Consider the following 16,524-nt stretch of genomic DNA (forward strand, 5'->3'; position numbering starts at 1 on the left):
CAGTCCGTGGCGGCGATGGCCTTGCGCGCTGCCATGAATTCGCCCGGTGAGTTCACGCATTCGGCGGCGCACAGCTGGCCACCTCGCAGGTGCAGGACGGCGAACCTGCCGCTGGCCGGGTCGCCGCGCAGCACGGTCTGGTCGCCATGGCCGGGCAGGCCGGCGATCTGCAGCTTGGTGTCGTACTGATCGGACCAGAACCAGGGCGCTTCATGGGCGGGCAGTGCGCGGCCCGTGATGGCGCAGGCTGCGCGCCGGGCCTGTTCGAGCGCGCTGGGCACGCTTTCTAGCCGGTGCAGCCCGGGGTAGCCGGCCAGGGGGCGGCGCGTGGCATCGCCTATGGCGTAGATGCCGGCCATGGCGGTACGGCCTTCGCCGTCCACGGCAATGCCGCCCGCGCAGTCCAGGCCGAGGGACTGCGCCAGCTCCACGCTGGGCGCTGCGCCCACGCCGATGAGCACGGCATCGCACTCCAGGCGGGAGCCATCGGCCATCCTCAGGCCCGTGATGCCGGTGGGGCTGTCGCCCTGGATGGCGGTGACCGAGGCGTTGAAATGCACCTCCACGCCCTGGCCTGCATGCAGGCCGTGCAGATGTGCGGCCATCTGGGGCGAGGCGCTGCGCGACAGCAGCCTGCCTTCGCGCTCGATGACCCGGACCTGCACCCCCAGCTTGCGGGCCGTGGACGCGACTTCGAGACCCACATAGCCGCCGCCGATGATGGCCAGGCAGCGGGCGGTCTGCAGGTGGCCCCGCAGCGCCTGCGCGTCTTCCATGGTGCGCAGGTAGGTCACGCCGGGCCGCTCACCCCCGGGCAGGGCCAGCCAGCGCGGTGCGGCGCCTGTGGCAATGACCAGGTGGTCGTAGTGCAGTGCCGACCCGTCGTTCAGCGCTACCTGCCGCGAGCCCGGCTCTATGGCCATGGCGCGCACGCCCAGGCGCAAGGCAATGGCCTGGTCGGCATAGGCGCTGGCGGGCCGCAGCAGCAGATCGTCCGGGCCCATGGCCTGCTGCAGCCAGGCCTTGGACAGCGGCGGGCGCTGGTAGGGCGGCAGGTCTTCGCCGCCGACCAGGGTGATGGGACCCGGGTGGCCGTACTGGCGCAGCAGGGCGGCCAGGGTGCCGCCGGCATGCCCGGCGCCGATGATGACGGCGTGGCCTTGGGGGTGTTGTGCGGGGGTCATGATGCACCTTTGCACGAGGCCTGGACTGCGGGGCGGGCGCAGATCTCGTCCCAGGCTTGCCGCATGAAGCGTGCGGCCGCCACGTTCTGCGCCAGCAGGTCATAGCGTGCGCCCAGGCCGTAGTCGGGCAGGTTGATGAATTCGGTGGTGAGGTGGCGCAGCGGGCTGTGCGGGTGCGCGTGGTGGTAGGCCAGCACCTTGCGGATGGCCTCTTTGGAGGGCTCCAGCAGATAGGCGTGCCAGGGCGAATGCCATTCGCCGGGGCCGGGCCGCAGCATGGGGTACTGGATGCCCCGGCCCGGGCTGCCGTCCTCGTTGTGGTGCCACAGGTTCAGGGGTTGGTTGGGGCCGGCTGCGCGCAGCTGGGCCCAGCGCACGATGCCCATGTCCAGCCATTGTTCGCACAGCGAGCCGGGCTCGAAGGGGTCCAGCACCAGTTCGCCGCTCTCGACCAGTTCGCGCACGCCCGACAGTTCCTGCTCGGCCGGGTTGCCGATCTTGAAGTTCACATGGCTGTAGTCCAGCGTGAAGTGGAAGGGCACGCCATGCGCCTGCACGCGCCGGGCCACCTCGCGTACGCGCAGGAAATCCTCGGTCCACATGTTGACGTGCAGCTCGAAGCTGGGCTCCACGCCCAGAGACATGGCGTCGTCGTAGACGCGCAGGTAGTGGTCGGTGATCTCGGCATCGTCCAGCACATGGCCGTCGCGGTGGTGCTTGAAGGTCATGATGTTGTGGCAGCGCGCGCCTATGGCCTGGCAGATGCGCAGGTTGTGGGCCAGCAGGGCCTCGTCCTCGCCCAGGCGGTAGAACCAGCTGGCCGTGTGCACGGGCAGGTTGAACTCGGCGATGGCGGCCTCGTACTCGGCCATTTGCGTGCGCAGAGGCAGGCGGTCGAAGCAGTCGAAGGCGCCGGTTTCACTGACCAGGCGGAACTGCTCGCGTATGGGCAGCTCCTGAAGGCCGATGGGCTGGTGGCGCGAGGAGCGCTGCACGCCACGGCCGTTGCAGCCGATCGGCGGGAGGGTCGGGTGGGTATCGTCGTGCATGGCCCGCTCCTCAGCCGCCCGTGGGTGCGCCCTCGATCATGCGGTCCACCATGCGGCGCATGCGCCGGGGGGCCGCATCGATGGCGATCTTGATGGTCTTGCGCGTGGCAAAGCGCTTTTCGTTGCGCTCTATGGCTTCGAGGATGGCCTTGTCCTCGGCGAAGGCGACGCGGAAGTCGGCAGAGAGGGCCGCATTGGTGTCGGCATCGGCCGTGAAGTTCTTGACGTGCAGCCAGTGGTCGATGGAGGTGTTCCGGTCCACGGGCGTCATGAAGTGGCAGGCATAGATCTGCATGCAGTTGTCGCGCCGGCCCTCGGGTGCGCCCGTGCCCGTGGCGGCACTGCCGAAGTCGATGATGGCGATGCTGGGCGCGTGGTAGTGGTAGTAGTGCCAGCGGTCCACGTTGCCGCTGAAATTGCCGTACTTGGCGAACAGCGGAATGGCCGGCGCATCGATGATCCAGCGCCAGGTGACGATGCGGCCGTCCAGCTCCTCGTGGTGCACGGGGATGTCCTCGCTGGCCGCGTTGCCCAGCGTGCTCAGGTGCACGAAGCTCACATGGGCGGGGTCGCAGAGGTTGTCGGCCAGGTTCAGGTAGTTGGCCTCTATGCGCAGCGCATCGCCTTCGACGGCGCTCCACGCCGGGTCGTGGTACTGGGGCAGGTCGAACACCGGCACGCTGTCGGCGCGCGAGGGATCGCCCATCCAGATCCAGACCAGGCCCATGTTCTCCTTGACCGGATAGGTGGTCACCACGGCGTTGCCCGGGATCATGTCCTGGCCCGGCACGCGCGTGCAGCGGCCGCTGCAGTCGAAGGTCAGGCCGTGGTAGCCGCATTCGATGGCATCGCCCTTGAGCTTGCCCATGGACAGCGGCAGCAGGCGGTGGGGGCAGGCGTCCTCCATGGCCACGACGGCGCCGGCCTCGGTGCGGTAGAGCACCACGTCGCGTTCGACGATGCGGTGCGCCGACAGCTGGCGGCCCACGTTGCGCGACCAGGTCAGCGGGTACCAGGTATCGAGTACATAGGTTTCCATGGGGACTCTCCTTATTGAGTGTTCACTCAATTTTGTTTGAGTGAACACTCAATTTCAATATGGCGTTTTTCCCTAGAATGGCCGACGCAACGCCCCTTCACCTGACGCCGTGCCCATGACCACTGATCCCGAGGAAGTTCCCGCCACCCCGAAGCGCAAGGCTGCGCCCGCCAGGAAAGCCGCTGCGAAGTCGGCCCCTTCCAAGGCCCCTGCCAAGGCGTCTGCGGGGCGCAAGCGGACTGCCAAGACCGGCAAGACGACCAAGGAGGCCATCTTGCTGGCGGCCGAGATCGAGTTCGCCAGAAGTGGCTACGACGGCGCCAGCGTGCAGCGCATCGGCAAGCAGGCCAAGTGCTACGAGAGCCTTCTCTACTACCACTACGGTAGCAAGGACAAGCTGTTCGCCGCCGTGCTGGAGAACGCCTACCGCAAGCTGGTGGAGGCCGAGGCGAAGCTGCTGGTGGACTTCGACGATCCGCGCGCGGCGCTGGAGGCCGTGGTGCGCTTCATGTGGCGCTACTACCAGGAGCACCCGGAACTGATCTTCCTGCTCAACACCGAAAACCTGCTCAAGGGCAAGCACCTGAAGAAGGCTTCGGGCATACGCGACTTCTTTCCCAACGCCATCACGCTGCTGCGCAAGGCCGTGGAATCGGGAATGGCCCAGGGCCTGTTCCGTCCCGATGTGCACATCGACGATCTCTACATCACGGTCATGGGACTGGGCTACTTCTACCTCTCCAATCGCCACACGCTGAGCGCCTTCTTCGACAAGGAGCTGCTGCAGCAGGCCGAGCTGCAGCGCTGGGGCGACCACATGGTGGAGACGGTGTTGCGCGTGGTGCAGCAGCCACCGGCCCAGCCCCAGCCCAGGACTCAGAAATAGTGGCGCAGGCCCAGGCCCCAGGTCTGGCCGCTGCCGGCGCCCGTGCCCGTGATGCGGTCGTGCAGGCTGTTGAGGTAGATGTCCGTGCGCTTGGACAGTGGGTAGTCATAGCCCACGGCCCAGGTGTTGCGCCTGGCGTCTTCGGCGCCCGAGGTGCGCGCATGGCCATATGAGGCCAGCACGGCGCCCGGGCCTGCGGGAATGGACAGGCCGAACTGGCCGCTGTTCCTGCGGCGGTCCGCGCCGGCCACGGTGTCGGCCAGCCGCTGGTACTGGGCGAACAGCTTGACCATGCCCAGATCGTAGGAGCCGCCCAGCAGCCAGGCGCTCTGGCGGTCAAAGCCGGTGGCGGTAGCGGTGGTGGCGGCATTGGGATAGGCCACGCTCTGGTAGGCGAGGGCGGCGGCGAATGCGCCGCCCGCATAGCTGAGGCTGGCGCCGTATTTGTCCGCATCGCGGCGCTGGGATGCGGGCGTGCCGGCCGGCGGCTCGAACGAGTACTGCAGCCGTGCCGTGAATCCGCCCCAGGACGGGCTGTTGTAGAGCAGGCTGTCGCTCCAGCCTGAGTCGCCCCGCAGCGGCGCGGCGGCCGTGCCGTTGGGCCCGAAGCTGTGCAGCACCGCGGGTGAGAACGAAAAGGACCCTGCATACGGGTTGAATGCGATGGTGGCCAGCCAGTAGGGGGTGGTGTTGCGCCCCAGTTGCAGCGTGCCCCAGCCGCCGCTCAGGCCCACATAGGCGCTGCGCGCAAAGAAGGCGTCATTGGCAAAACGCCCTTCGGCGCCGCTGTCCGCGCGGTAGAAGGCCTCCAGTGCAAACACGGCCTTCAATCCAGAACCCAGGTCCTCCGTTCCGCGCAAGGCCCAGAAATTCGTCTGCATGCCGCCTGGCGTGAGAACGCCCGTGCCCTTGTCCGCGCCCAGCGGGCGCGAGAACCCCGCGAAGGCATCGATCTGACCCTGCAGCGTGACCTGCGCGCCCGCCGGCAGCGGGGCGATGGCATGGAGCAGGGCAAGTGCCGGGGTGGCCAGGGCAATGGCGTGTCCTGTCCTTGAATGCAGTCTGGGCATGGGGTGTCTCCTTGGTTCTGATCACGGATGTCATTCCGCGGGTTCGGGCTTTTGAAGCGTATGCACTTGAATTGAGTCGGGTTCACTGCAAAGGAGCACCAAGGTATTGCGTGAGTTGATGCCCCTTGTTTCCTTTGCGTACAGGGATTTTTGTGCGCATTGATGGATGATGACTATCGGGAAACTACTTGATTTGTTTTTGACTATCGTGCGTAGCATTGAGCGTAGGCACTTGAAATTTCCACTGCAGACAGATGTTTCCGCCGGATCCGGCTGCAGTGCGCCAACGCGGCGACGCAGGGCCATGAACGGTGGCAATGGTCAACACAGCAAGGAGCTGAAATGTCAGTTCACAGCAATGCAGGCATTGGCGGTATGCAGGGGCAGGGGGTCCACTTGCGGGAGCAGGAGAAGGAGCGGCGGCAGCTGTACGGGCGCGTGACGTGGCGGCTCGTGCCCTTCTTCTGCCTGTGCTACCTGGCCGCCTATCTGGACCGCATCAACGTGGGGCTGGCCAAGCTGCAGATGCAGCAGGACCTGGGCTTCAGCGAGACGGTCTACGGCCTGGGTGCGGGCCTGTTCTTCGTGGGCTACATCCTCTTCGAGGTGCCCAGCAACCTGGTGCTGGCGCGCATGGGCGCGCGGCTGTGGATCGCGCGGATCATGATCACCTGGGGCCTGATCTCGGGCGCGACCATGTTCGTGAGCACGCCCATGCAGTTCTATGTGCTGCGCTTTCTGCTGGGTGTGGCCGAGGCGGGGTTCTTTCCCGGCGTCATGCTGTACCTGACCTACTGGTATCCCACGCGCATGCGCAGCAAGATCATGGCGCTGTTCCTGATCGGCCTGCCGCTGGCCAGCCTGGTCGGGGCGCCGCTGTCGGGCTGGATCATGACGGCCTTTGCCGGCGTGCGTGGCCATGCGGGCTGGCAGTGGCTGTTCTTCCTGGAGGCGATTCCCTCGGTGGTGCTGGGCCTGCTGGTCTTCGTCTACCTGCCCAACAGCATCGAGTCGGCCCAATGGCTGTCGCCGCGCGACAAGGGCGTGCTGCGCGCCAACCTCGACAGCGACAGGCTGGCCGAGTCCCACCATTCGCTGTGGGCGGCGTTGTCCAGCGGCCGGGTCTGGCTGCTGGGCCTGATCGACCTGAGCCTGATGATGTCCACCTATGCCATCAGCTTCTGGCTGCCCACCATCATCCGCGAGGCCGGGGTCAGGAGCACGGCCGAGATCGGCCTGCTCACGGCCGTTCCCAATGCCTTTGCCATCGCTGCGCTGCTGCTCAACGGCATCAGCTCCGACCGGCGCCGCGAGCGGCGCTGGCACATCGTGCTGCCGGCACTGGCGGGCGCGGCCGCCATGGCTCTGAGCACGCTGTACACCGGCCATGTGTTCGCCACCGTGCTGCTGTTCTCTCTGGCGACGGCGGGCATCATGGCAGCCTTTCCCGTGTTCTGGTGCCTGCCCGCCACGTTCCTGACGGGGCCGGCGGCGGCCGCAGGCATTGCGCTGATCGCCTCCATTGCCAACCTGGGAGGCTTTGCGGCCACCTATTTGCTGGGCTGGCTCAAGGATCTCACGCACTCGTCGAGCGCAGGCCTGCTGCTGTTCGCCGCCTGCCTGGTGGCCGGCAGCCTCTTGACGCTGGCCCTGCCCAAGGCCGTGGTCAACCGCTGAGGTCAGGCTGTGCGCCTGTTCAGCGCATGGTCACGAACTCCTCGGCCGCCGTGGGGTGGATGGCCACGGTGTCGTCGAAGTCGCGCTTGGTGGCACCCATCTTCAGGGCCACGGCAAAGCCCTGCAGCATCTCGTCCATCCCCAGGCCGATGCCGTGTATGCCCACGATGCGTTCCTCGGGGCCCACGCAGACCAGCTTCATGCGCGCGGGCTGGCGGTGGCGCGTGACGGCCGTGTACATGGCCGTGAAGGCCGATTGGTAGACCTTGACCTGATCGTCGCCAAAGCGCTCGCGTGCCTGCGGCTCGGTCAGGCCCACGGTGCCTATGGGCGGGTGGCTGAAGACCACGGTGGGCACGTTGTCGTAGTCCAGGTGCTCGCCGGTCTTGCCGTTGAACAGGCGCTCGGACAGGCGCCGGCCGGCGGCCACGGCCACGGGCGTGAGTTCGATGCGGCCCGTGATGTCGCCCACGGCGTGGATGCCGGGCACATTGGTGTCCTGGAACTTGTCCACCGCGATGTGGCCGCTGTCCTGCAGCGCCACGCCCGCGGCCTCCAGGTTCAGGCCCGAGGTGTCGGGTCGGCGGCCCACGGCCCAGACCACGCAGTCCACGGTGTGGCTGCTGCCGTCCTGCAGTTGCAGGTCCAGGCTGCCGTCTGCGTTGCGGACCACGGCCTTCGGGGTGGCCTGGCGGTGCACGGCGGGGCCTTCGGCCTCCATGATCTCCATCAGGGTCTGGCTCAGCAGCGGATCGAACCCGCGCAGTGCCGAGTTCTGGCGCAGGAACAGATGGGTCTGCGAGCCCAGCGCGTGCAGTACGCCGGCAATCTCCACGGCGATATAGCCGGCACCCACCACGGCCGTGCGTGCAGGCAGGGCCTTGAGGGCGAAGAAGCCGTCGGAGTCAATGCCCAGCTCGGCGCCCGGAATGTCGGGCCGTGCCGGGCGCGTGCCCGTGGCGATGAGGATGTGATCGGCACTGAGCCGCTGGCCGCCCACCTCCACGGTGCGCGCATCCACGAAGCGGCCGAAGCCCTGGATCAGCTCGACCTTGTTGCGCGCCAGGCCGCTTTCATACGAGGCATGGATGCGGTCGATGTAGGCGCTGCGGCTGTCCAGCAGGCGCTGCCAGTCCAGGCGGTCGACGGTGGCATCCCAGCCGTAGTCGGGGCCGTAGCGGTGCATGGCCTCGCCGATCTGGGCCGCATGCCACATGACCTTCTTGGGCACGCAGCCCACGTTGACGCAGGTGCCGCCGATCTCGCCGGCTTCGATCAGCGCGCAGTGGCGCCCGTGCATGGCGGCGCGGTTGGCCGATGCAATGCCGCCGCTGCCGCCGCCGATGACGATGTAGTCGTAGTGCTTCATGGAGATTCCGTGCTGTGTCTGAGCGGCCCGAATGCCGCAGCCGGCCATCTTGCCCTGTTCGCCGGCCAGGGGCCTGCGGCGGGGGCAATGCCGTGATCTCCAGGCGGCAGGCTCAGCTGCGCTGAGGCTCCAGCGTCTTCGTGTACAGCGCCTTGCCGTCCAGGTCCTTGAGCACCACGGTCAGCGCCTGGCTGCGGGGGTCTATGTCGAGCTGGCCGAAGAACTGGAAGCCTTCGCTGGGCGCCGAGTTGGCGTGGCCCGCGCTTTTCTGGAAAACGACTTCGCCGCCAAAGGTCTTGTCCATCTCGTTGGGTCCGAAGCCGCCCGCATTCAGCGGGCCGGAGACGAATTCCCAGAACGGGTCGAAGTCCTGGAAGCTGGCGCGCTCGGGGCTGAAATGGTGGGCCGCCGTGTAGTGCACGTCGGCCGTGAGCCAGACCACGTTGTGGATGCCCGCGTCCTTGATGCCCTTGAGCAGGCGCGCCATCTCCAGCTCGCGGCCCCGGGGTGCGCCATGCTCGCCATTGGCCACGGCCTCCCACTGGGCGCGGCCCTCGGCATCCTTGCCATCGGGCACGAAGAGGCTGATGGGCATGTCGCTGGCGATCAGCTTCCAGGTGGCGCGGCTGCGCTTGAGGCCGTCCAGCAGCCACTGCACCTGGGGGCGGCCCAGCATGTCGGTGTCCGGGCCTTCGGCCGCCTGCAGGTTGTGGCTGTTGGGGCCGCGGTGGCTGCGCATGTCGATCACGAAGATGTCGGCCAGCGGGCCCTGGGGCAGGCGGCGGTACAGGCGCTGGTGCATGGCCGCGCCGAAGGGACGCATGGGCGCGTATTCCATGAAGGCGCGCTGGCCGCGCGCCGCCAGCAGCTGCACGTTCTTTTCTGTGTAGCGCGCGTCGTTGGCCACGCTCTTGCTGTCCGAGTAGTTGTTGGTGACCTCGTGGTCGTCCCACTGCCAGATCTGGGCAACCTCGCTGCCCAGCGCGCGCACGTTGGCGTCCATGAGGTTGTAGCGGTGGCGGCCCCGGAATTCGTCCAGCGTCTCGGCCACCTTGGCGACCTCGGGCGTGACCAGGTTCTTCCACAGCGTGCCGTCGCGCAGCTTCATCTGCGCGGCAATGGGGCCGTCGGCATAGATGGTGTCGCCGCTGTGCAGGAACACGTCGGGGTCGGTCCTGCGCATGGCCTCGTAGATGCGCATGCCGCCAAAGGCTTCGTTGATGCCGAAGCCCTGGCCCGCCGTGTCGCCGCTCCACACCAGGCGCAGCGGCCGAGTGGCGGGCATGCCCGCCGCCAGCGGCGTGCGAAAGTGTCCCTGCACGGCGGGCGAGCGCACATTGGCGCTGGCAAAGTCCTCCAGCACCACGCGGTAGAAGATGTCCTGGCCCGCAGGCAGGCCCTGCAGGTCGATGCGGCCCGTGCCGTCGCTGCTGTCCATCAGCAGATCCGGCCCGCGCACGCGCGTGGGGTTGGCAAAGCCGGAGGTGGTGGACCATTCGATCCACATGCGCGCATCGCGGCTGGCGCGCGCCCAGACGATGGCGCGGTCAGCCAGCACATCGCCGCTTTGCAGGCCCGAGGGCAGCAGCGGCCGCGCCGCGTCGCGCGTGATGGCGGCGGGTGCGGACTGGGCCCGGAGGATGGAGGGCAGCAGCGAGCCGGCAGCCGTGGACAGCAGAAGATGGCGGCGGAGCATCATGGCGGGGGAGTGGGTGTGGCAAAGCGTTTGGCAGAGCGTTTGGCAGGGCGTTTGGCGACCCAGCCTAGCGCCCACCGATGACCGGGCCGTGACCGTGCGTTGGCCCGGGATGAATTGCAGGCACAGCCGTGCCGCACACGATGGATGGGATGGGCATGGATTCTCTGATCACGGCGGCGGCCCGTGCGCTCGCGGTTGGCGACCCCCTTGGCGCGCTGAACCGGGTGGCGCTGCGCGACGATGCGCCCGCGCTGGCACTGCGTGGCATCGCCATGGCGCAACTGGGCGATCTGGTGCGGGCCAGGGCCTTGCTGCGCAGCGCTGCGCGCGCCTTCGGCGCCCATGAGGCCGTGGCCCGCGCCCGCTGCGTAGTGGCCGAGGCCGAGATTGCACTGGCCCTGCGCGAGCTGGCATGGCCGGCCCGCAGGTTGGTTGCGGCGCGAGCGGTGCTGCAGGCGCATGGCGATGCTGTGAACGCCGCGCATGCAGGCTATCTGGAAATACGCCGTTGCCTGCTGCTGGGCCGCCTGGGCGAGGCCGAGGGTCTGCTGGGCGGACTGCGGCCCGCGCTGCTGCCTGCCGCCTTGCAGGCGTTCCATGCCCTGGCCCTGGCGGGTATCGCCATGCGCCGGTTGGACATCCGTGCGTCGCACAGTGCGCTGGCCGATGCCGCGCAGGCGGCCGGCGCCGCCGGCATTGCAGCACTGGCCGCCGAGGTGGGGCAGGCCGCCCAGGCCCTGCACGCGCCTGCTGCGGTGCTGCTGGAGCGGGAGCCGGCCGGATCGCAGGCTCAGAAGCTGCTGTCGCTGGATGAGGCCGGGACCCTGCTGGCCTCGGGCGCGCTGGTGGTGGATGCCTGCCGTCATGCGGTGCGCGCCGGAGCGGTGGCGGTCTCGCTGGCGGGGCGCCCGGTGCTGTTCGCGCTGGCGCGCGCGCTGGGCGAGGCCTGGCCCGGCGATGTCTCACGCGAGGCGCTGGTGGCGCAGGTATTTCGCGCCCGGCAGGCCGATGATTCGTACCGTGCGCGTCTGCGTGTCGAGATCGGCCGCCTGCGCCGCCTGCTGCGGCCGCTGGCAGAAGTTCACGCCACGCCCCTGGGATTTGTGCTGGCGCCCCGGCAGGCCCGGGTGGCCGTGCTGGCACGGCCCTTGGAAGGTGCGCCGGGCGTGCTGTGCGGGCCGGTGCTGGCGCTGCTCTCCGATGGCGAGGCCTGGGCCAGTTCGGCGCTGGCCCTGGCACTGGGCGCGAGCCAGCGCAGCGTCCAGAGGACCCTGGAGGCGCTGGAGCGCGACGCGCTGGCGCAGCCCGTGGGCCGGGGACGCGCCCGCCGCTGGGTGGCCCGGCCTGCGCCGGGATTCACGACGACTTTGTTACTCCCCGCTGTGCTGCCGGCTGGCTAGCATGGGCCGACCAACGCAACCAGGAGTTCCGCATGAAGACAGAAGCTGCAGAAATCATCCGCGAGTACGGTCCCTTTCCCGGCATCGATTGCGTGCACGGGGTGTCCTACGACGGCAGCCAGGTCTGGTTCGCCACCGGCACCCAATTGCAGGCGCTGGACCCCGACAGCGGCCGGATCGTGCGCAGCATCCCTGTGCCGGGCGATGCCGGCACGGCCTTCGATGGCCGGCATCTGTTCCAGATCGCCAATGACCGTATCCAGAAGATCGACCTGTCCACCGGCCATGTGCTGGCCACCATTCCTGCACCCGGGGGCGGTGGTGATGCCGGCGATTCGGGAATGGCCTGGGCCGAGGGCTCGCTGTGGGTGGGGCAGTACCACGGCCGCAAGATCCATCAGATCGATCCCGACACCGGGGCGGTGCTGCGCACCCTGCAGTCCAACCGCTTCGTCACCGGCGTCACCTGGGTGGACGGCCAGTTGTGGCACGGCACCTGGGAAGAGGGCCAGAGCGATCTGCGGCGCCTGGACCCGGACAGCGGTGCCGTGCTGCAGCGGCTGGAGATGCCGGCCGGCACCGGCGTGTCGGGGCTGGAGTCCGACGGCGGCGACCGCTTCTTCTGCGGCGGCGGAGAAAGCGGCCGCATCAGGGCCGTGCGCCGGCCCCGGCAGGCGCAGCAGCCCTGAGGCCTACCTGCCCGCGATCTGTGCCGCGATGGCCTGGCCCACTTCGGTGGTGCTGGCCGTGCCGCCCAGGTCGGGCGTGCGGGGGCCGTTCTTGATGACTTCCTCGATGGCCGAAACGATGGCGTCGTGCGCCGCGCGGCCTGCGCCATGGCCGTGGGTCAGGAAGTCCAGCATCAGCGCTGCCGACCAGACCATGGCGATGGGGTTGGCGATGTTCTTGCCGTAGATGTCGGGCGCCGAGCCGTGCACGGGCTCGAACAGGCTGGGGAAGCTGCGGTCGGGGTTGAGGTTGGCCGAGGGGGCCAGGCCGATGGTGCCCGTGGTGGCCGGTCCCAGGTCGCTGAGGATGTCGCCGAACAGGTTGGTGGCGGCCACCACGTCGAAGCGGCCCGGCTGCAGCACGAAGCGCGCGGTCAGGATGTCGATGTGCTGCTTGTCCAGCGTGACGTCCGGGTAGGCCTTGGCCACGTCCTCGGCGCGCTGGTCCCACCAGGGCATGCTGATGGCGATGCCGTTGCTCTTGGTGGCCAGGGTGACGTGCTTGCGCTCGCGGCTTTGGGCCAGGTCGAAGGCGTACTTGAGCAGGCGCTCGGCACCCTTGCGCGAGTAGACCGATTCCTGGATCACGATTTCGCGGTCCGTGCCCTCGTACATGATGCCGCCCAGCGAGGTGTATTCGCCTTCGGTGTTCTCGCGCACCACGTAATAGTCGATGTCGCCGGGCTTGCGGCCGGCCAGCGGGCAGGGCACGCCCTCGAACAGGCGCACGGGGCGCAGGTTGATGTACTGGTCGAACTCGCGGCGGAACTTGAGCAGCGAGCCCCACAGCGAGACATGGTCGGGCACGGTGGCGGGCCAGCCCACGGCGCCGAAGAAGATGGCGTCCATGCCGCAGAGCTGCGCCTTCCAGTCGTCGGGCATCATTTTTCCGTGGGCCAGGTAGTAGTCGCAGTGGGCCCAGTCGAAATGGTGGAATTCGAGCTTGATCGCAAAGCGGCTGGCGGCGGCCTCCAGCGTGCGCAGGCCTTCGGGCATGACTTCCTTGCCAATGCCGTCACCGGCGATGACGGCGATCTTGAATGTGTCTTGCATGGTGTCTGTCCTTGGATCGAATGGATGGATATGAAGCGGCGCCGCTGACAGCCTGGCCGCATGCATGGCATTGTTGGCTGCGCCAGGGCTAAATACAATCGGCCAACTGTGGTTCCATTGTTTACAGATCGTGAATAAACAACCGGCTCCCGAAGACCTGCGTGTCTTCACCGTGGTGGCCCGCAAATCCGGCTTTGCCGCTGCGGCCGAGGAATTGGGTGCATCGCCCGCCTATGTGAGCAAGCGCATCCGCCTGCTGGAGCAGGAGTTGGGCGTGAAGCTGCTGCACCGCACCACGCGCCGCGTGGCCGTGACCGAGGAGGGCGAGCGCGTATTCCACTGGGCGCAGCGCATCCTCGACGACATGGACCAGCTGATGCAGGAGGTGGCCATCACGCGCAGCGAGCCGCGCGGCCTGCTGCGCGTGAGCAGCAGCTTCGGCTTCGGGCGGCATGTGATCGCGCCGGCGCTGTCCCGGCTGGTGGAGCGCCATCCGGGGCTGCAGGTGCGGCTGGATGTGTTCGACCGGCTGGTGGATGTGGCGGGGGAGGGCTTCGATCTGGATGTGCGCGTGGGCGACGAGATCGCGCCCCACCTGATTGCGCGGCGGCTGGCCGACAACCACCGCGTGCTGTGCGCGGCGCCTGCCTACCTGGCGCGCCGTGGCACGCCGCGCACGCCGGCCGAGCTGTCGGCCCACGACTGCCTGGCCATCAAGGAGCGCGACCAGGCCTTTGGCGTGTGGCGGCTGCGCGCGGGCGCCGCCGAGCAATCGGTGAAGGTCACGGGGCCGCTGTCGGCCAACAACGGCGAGATGGTGGTGCAGTGGGCCGTGGACGGGCGCGGCATTGCGCTGCGCTCGTTGTGGGATGTGGGCGCCCATCTGCAGGCCGGGCGCCTGGTGCAGCTGCTGCCCGAATGGCGGCAGGAGGCCAATGTCTGGGCGGTCTATCCGACGCGGCTGCAGCTGTCGGCCAAGGTGCGGGTGTGTGTTGAATTCCTGCAGGAGCACTTTCAGCAGGAGTGGGCGGCAGCAGCGTCCTGAAAAGGGCGCGGCTGCCGCAGCAGGCTCAACCTGCCAGGGCGGCCTTGACGGCAGCGGACACCTGGCCCATGTCGGCCTTGCCAGCCAGTTGCGCCTTGACCGCGCCCATGACCTTGCCCATGTCGCCGGGGCCGGAGGCACCCAGCTCGGCCACGATGGCCTTCACGGCGGTGGCCACTTCCTCGGCCGACATGCGTGCGGGCAGGTAGGCGGTCAGCACGGCCATTTCGGCCTTTTCCTTGTCGGCCAGGTCCTGGCGGCCCGCGCCCTCGAAGGCGGCGATGCTGTCCTTGCGCTGCTTGATCAGCTTGTCCACGATGGCGATGACGGCGGCGTCGTCGAGCTCGACGCGCTCATCGACTTCCTTTTGCTTCATCGCGGCCAGCAGCAGGCGGATGGTGCCCAGGCGTTCGCTGTCCTTGGCGCGCATGGCGGTCTTCATGTCTTCGGTGATCTGGGCCTTGAGGCTCATGGCATTTCTCCTGAGGTAGTGGCGTCGGAAAACAAAAACCAAAAAACAAAAACAAAAAACCCGCGCCTGGCGTCCCGAGCGCGGGTTTTGCGGCTGACGAGAGCCGGCTGGTCAAGGGCTGATCAGTACAGCTTCTTGGGCAGCTGCATGCTGCGAACGCGCTTGTAGTGACGCTTGACGGCGGCAGCCTTCTTGCGCTTGCGTTCGGATGTGGGCTTCTCGTAGAACTCGCGAGCGCGCAGGTCGGTCAGCAGGCCGAGCTTTTCGATGGTGCGCTTGAAGCGGCGCAGGGCAACTTCATAGGGCTCGTTTTCTTTTACGCGGATGGTGGTCATTAGCTAGATTTCCAGATATCTGTGCTGACAGCGGGTTCTCGGGAAGATCGGGCCTGAGAGCCATGTTCAGCGGTTGGTCCCCGTCAATAGTTAACTAGTATTGGCCGACGGGGCAATTGCCAGCAAAGCGGGCGATTATACGCGAGACGAAAGCGATCTGACAAATCACGCACAAGGCAATGCCTGCGCGCACGCATACCCGCTGGCCCAGGCCCATTGGAAGTTGTAGCCGCCCAGCCAGCCGGTGATGTCCACCACCTCGCCGATGCAGTACAGGCCGGGCTGGGTCTTGCATTCCATGGTCTGTTGCGAAAGCGCACGCGTGTCCACGCCGCCCAGCGTCACTTCGGCCTTCTTGTAGCCTTCGGTGCCGGTGGGCACGATCTCCCAGCGCGACAGGCGCTCGGCCAGCTGGTTCAGGGCTTTGTCCGAGGCTTCGGCAATGGGGCGCTGCCAGGCCGCGTCCTGCTGCACCCAGGCATCGGCCAGGCGCGAGGGCAGCCACTGCGCCAGTTCGTTGGCGATGAGCTTGCGCGAGCGCGACTTGGCCTTGAGCAATTCGTCCTGCAGGTCCACCTCGGGGGCGAGGTTGATGCACAGGGGCGTGCCGGGCTTCCAGTAGCTCGAGATCTGCAGCACGGCGGGGCCGGACAGGCCGCGGTGCGTGAACAGCAGGTCTTCCATGAAGGCCATGCGTTCCTTCTTGCTGCCGGTGCTGATCTCGACCGGAAGGGCCAAGCCGGCGAGCTGGGCGTAGGGGGCCCAGGCCTCGCCGTCGAAGGTCAGCGGCACCAGGCCCGGCACGCGCTCGACCAGGGGCAGGTCGAACTGCTGGGCCAGGCGGTAGCCGAAGTCGGTGGCGCCGATCTTGGGAATGGACAGCCCGCCCGTGGCGATGACCAGGCTGGGCGCCTGCACGGCGCCACGGCTGGTCTGCAGGCGGTACTGGCCATCCGCATGAACGACGGAATCAACCTTGCAGGGCTGCCAGCGCTGCACGCCGCCGGCCTGGCATTCGGCCAGCAGCATGGCGATGATGTCCTCGGCCGAGCGGTCGGCGAACAGCTGGCCCTTGTGCTTTTCATGGTGGGCAATGCCGTGCCTGTCCATCAGCGCGATGAAGTCGGCCGGCGTGTAACGCGACAGGGCCGAGCGGCAGAACTGCGGGTTGCCGCCCACGAAGTGCTTGTGCGGCGCACGCACGTCCAGATCGCGGTTGGTGAAGTTGCAACGGCCGCCGCCCGAGATGCGGATCTTCTCGGCCACCTTCTCCGCGTGGTCCAGGAGCAGCACCGACAGGCCACGCTGCCCGGCCTGGGCCGCACAGAACAGACCGGCCGCGCCGGCGCCGATGACGATGGCGTCGAAAGAGAGGGAAGAGGTCACAAAAACGTCACTCGGGGGGCAAAAGGGCGCCCATTCTCGCGCACTTGTGCCAGCCCTTCGCGTGCCCTGTGAAACTGGCGTGTCCTGAAGCCAGGGACACCGAGGAAGGGCCGCCCCGCACCGAGGGTGTCG

15 protein-coding genes are annotated in these 16,524 nt (G+C 67.8%); 5 read left to right on the forward strand and 10 right to left on the reverse strand.

The annotated features are described in order from the left end of the window. From BW39_RS10910 to BW39_RS10920, 3 genes are all read right to left on the reverse strand, one after another. Positions 1–1,184: NAD(P)/FAD-dependent oxidoreductase (locus BW39_RS10910; RefSeq protein WP_043821727.1), on the reverse strand; the 1,184-nt coding region annotated here is incomplete at its 3' end. After that, the gene (locus tag BW39_RS10915) at positions 1,181–2,233 is read right to left on the reverse strand and encodes a xylose isomerase (protein WP_043821729.1); all 1,053 of its coding nucleotides are present in this window, start codon (positions 2,231–2,233) and stop codon (positions 1,181–1,183) included. The genes BW39_RS10910 and BW39_RS10915, both read right to left, overlap by 4 nt. Before the next feature lie 10 nt (positions 2,234–2,243). After that, entirely contained in the window at positions 2,244–3,272 is a 1,029-nt protein-coding gene (locus tag BW39_RS10920) for an aromatic ring-hydroxylating dioxygenase subunit alpha (protein ID WP_034391421.1), read from the reverse strand. A 115-nt stretch (positions 3,273–3,387) separates the two neighbouring features. On the opposite strand from BW39_RS10920, the gene BW39_RS10925 reads away from it, so the two are divergent. Then, a complete protein-coding gene (locus tag BW39_RS10925) occupies positions 3,388–4,158 on the forward strand; it encodes a TetR/AcrR family transcriptional regulator (RefSeq protein WP_052155316.1) in 771 nt (256 codons plus the stop codon). Here the strand turns inward: BW39_RS10925 and BW39_RS10930 are convergent. After that, positions 4,149–5,228 carry a porin gene (locus BW39_RS10930; protein ID WP_052155317.1) on the reverse strand — a complete coding sequence of 360 codons (1,080 nt, stop codon included), beginning with the start codon at positions 5,226–5,228 and terminating at the stop codon, positions 4,149–4,151. The two genes, BW39_RS10925 and BW39_RS10930, sit on opposite strands and share 10 nt — an antisense overlap. Before the next feature lie 342 nt (positions 5,229–5,570). Here BW39_RS10930 and BW39_RS10935 point away from each other — a divergent pair, with 342 nt between their 5' ends. Next, positions 5,571–6,905 carry an MFS transporter gene (locus BW39_RS10935; RefSeq protein WP_442854783.1) on the forward strand — a complete coding sequence of 445 codons (1,335 nt, stop codon included), beginning with the start codon at positions 5,571–5,573 and terminating at the stop codon, positions 6,903–6,905. Between the two features lie 19 nt (positions 6,906–6,924). On the opposite strand, the gene gorA is transcribed toward BW39_RS10935, so the two are convergent. Together gorA and BW39_RS10945 are read right to left on the reverse strand one after the other, a co-directional pair. Beyond that, a complete protein-coding gene (gorA, locus tag BW39_RS10940) occupies positions 6,925–8,274 on the reverse strand; it encodes a glutathione-disulfide reductase (RefSeq protein ID WP_034391427.1) in 1,350 nt (449 codons plus the stop codon). 112 nt (positions 8,275–8,386) lie between these two features. Further along, complete coding sequence (locus BW39_RS10945; RefSeq protein WP_043821734.1) at positions 8,387–9,973, reverse strand: alkaline phosphatase D family protein; 1,587 nt, start codon at positions 9,971–9,973, stop codon at positions 8,387–8,389. A gap of 155 nt (positions 9,974–10,128) precedes the next feature. Here BW39_RS10945 and BW39_RS10950 point away from each other — a divergent pair, with 155 nt between their 5' ends. Together BW39_RS10950 and BW39_RS10955 are read left to right on the forward strand one after the other, a co-directional pair. Beyond that, positions 10,129–11,373, forward strand: coding sequence for a hypothetical protein (locus BW39_RS10950; protein WP_043821763.1), 1,245 nt, complete (start codon positions 10,129–10,131; stop codon positions 11,371–11,373). A 32-nt stretch (positions 11,374–11,405) separates the two neighbouring features. Continuing rightward, a complete protein-coding gene (locus BW39_RS10955; protein WP_043821735.1) occupies positions 11,406–12,062 on the forward strand; it encodes a Vgb family protein in 657 nt (218 codons plus the stop codon). Positions 12,063–12,065: 3 nt separating this feature from the next. On the opposite strand, the gene BW39_RS10960 is transcribed toward BW39_RS10955, so the two are convergent. Continuing rightward, positions 12,066–13,154 (reverse strand): tartrate dehydrogenase, encoded by a 1,089-nt coding sequence (locus BW39_RS10960; protein ID WP_043821738.1) that lies wholly within the window; start codon positions 13,152–13,154, stop codon positions 12,066–12,068. Between the two features lie 130 nt (positions 13,155–13,284). Here BW39_RS10960 and BW39_RS10965 point away from each other — a divergent pair, with 130 nt between their 5' ends. Further along, positions 13,285–14,199: a LysR substrate-binding domain-containing protein gene (locus tag BW39_RS10965; RefSeq protein ID WP_170962064.1), complete on the forward strand. Its 915-nt coding sequence runs from the start codon at positions 13,285–13,287 to the stop codon at positions 14,197–14,199. A gap of 25 nt (positions 14,200–14,224) precedes the next feature. Here BW39_RS10965 and BW39_RS10970 read toward each other — a convergent pair whose 3' ends face one another. The 3 genes from BW39_RS10970 to BW39_RS10980 all read right to left on the reverse strand — a co-directional run bounded on the left by BW39_RS10970 (position 14,225) and on the right by BW39_RS10980 (position 16,392). Next, positions 14,225–14,671 (reverse strand): GatB/YqeY domain-containing protein, encoded by a 447-nt coding sequence (locus tag BW39_RS10970; RefSeq protein WP_012204282.1) that lies wholly within the window; start codon positions 14,669–14,671, stop codon positions 14,225–14,227. Positions 14,672–14,793: 122 nt separating this feature from the next. After that, positions 14,794–15,006, reverse strand: a complete 213-nt coding sequence (gene rpsU / locus BW39_RS10975) for a 30S ribosomal protein S21 (RefSeq protein ID WP_012204283.1) — start codon at positions 15,004–15,006, stop codon at positions 14,794–14,796. 165 nt (positions 15,007–15,171) lie between these two features. Further along, a complete protein-coding gene (locus BW39_RS10980) occupies positions 15,172–16,392 on the reverse strand; it encodes an NAD(P)/FAD-dependent oxidoreductase (protein WP_034391433.1) in 1,221 nt (406 codons plus the stop codon). Positions 16,393–16,524: the final 132 nt, after the last annotated feature.

Source organism: Delftia sp. RIT313, assembly GCF_000632165.1.
GTDB lineage: Bacteria > Pseudomonadota > Gammaproteobacteria > Burkholderiales > Burkholderiaceae_C > Comamonas > Comamonas acidovorans.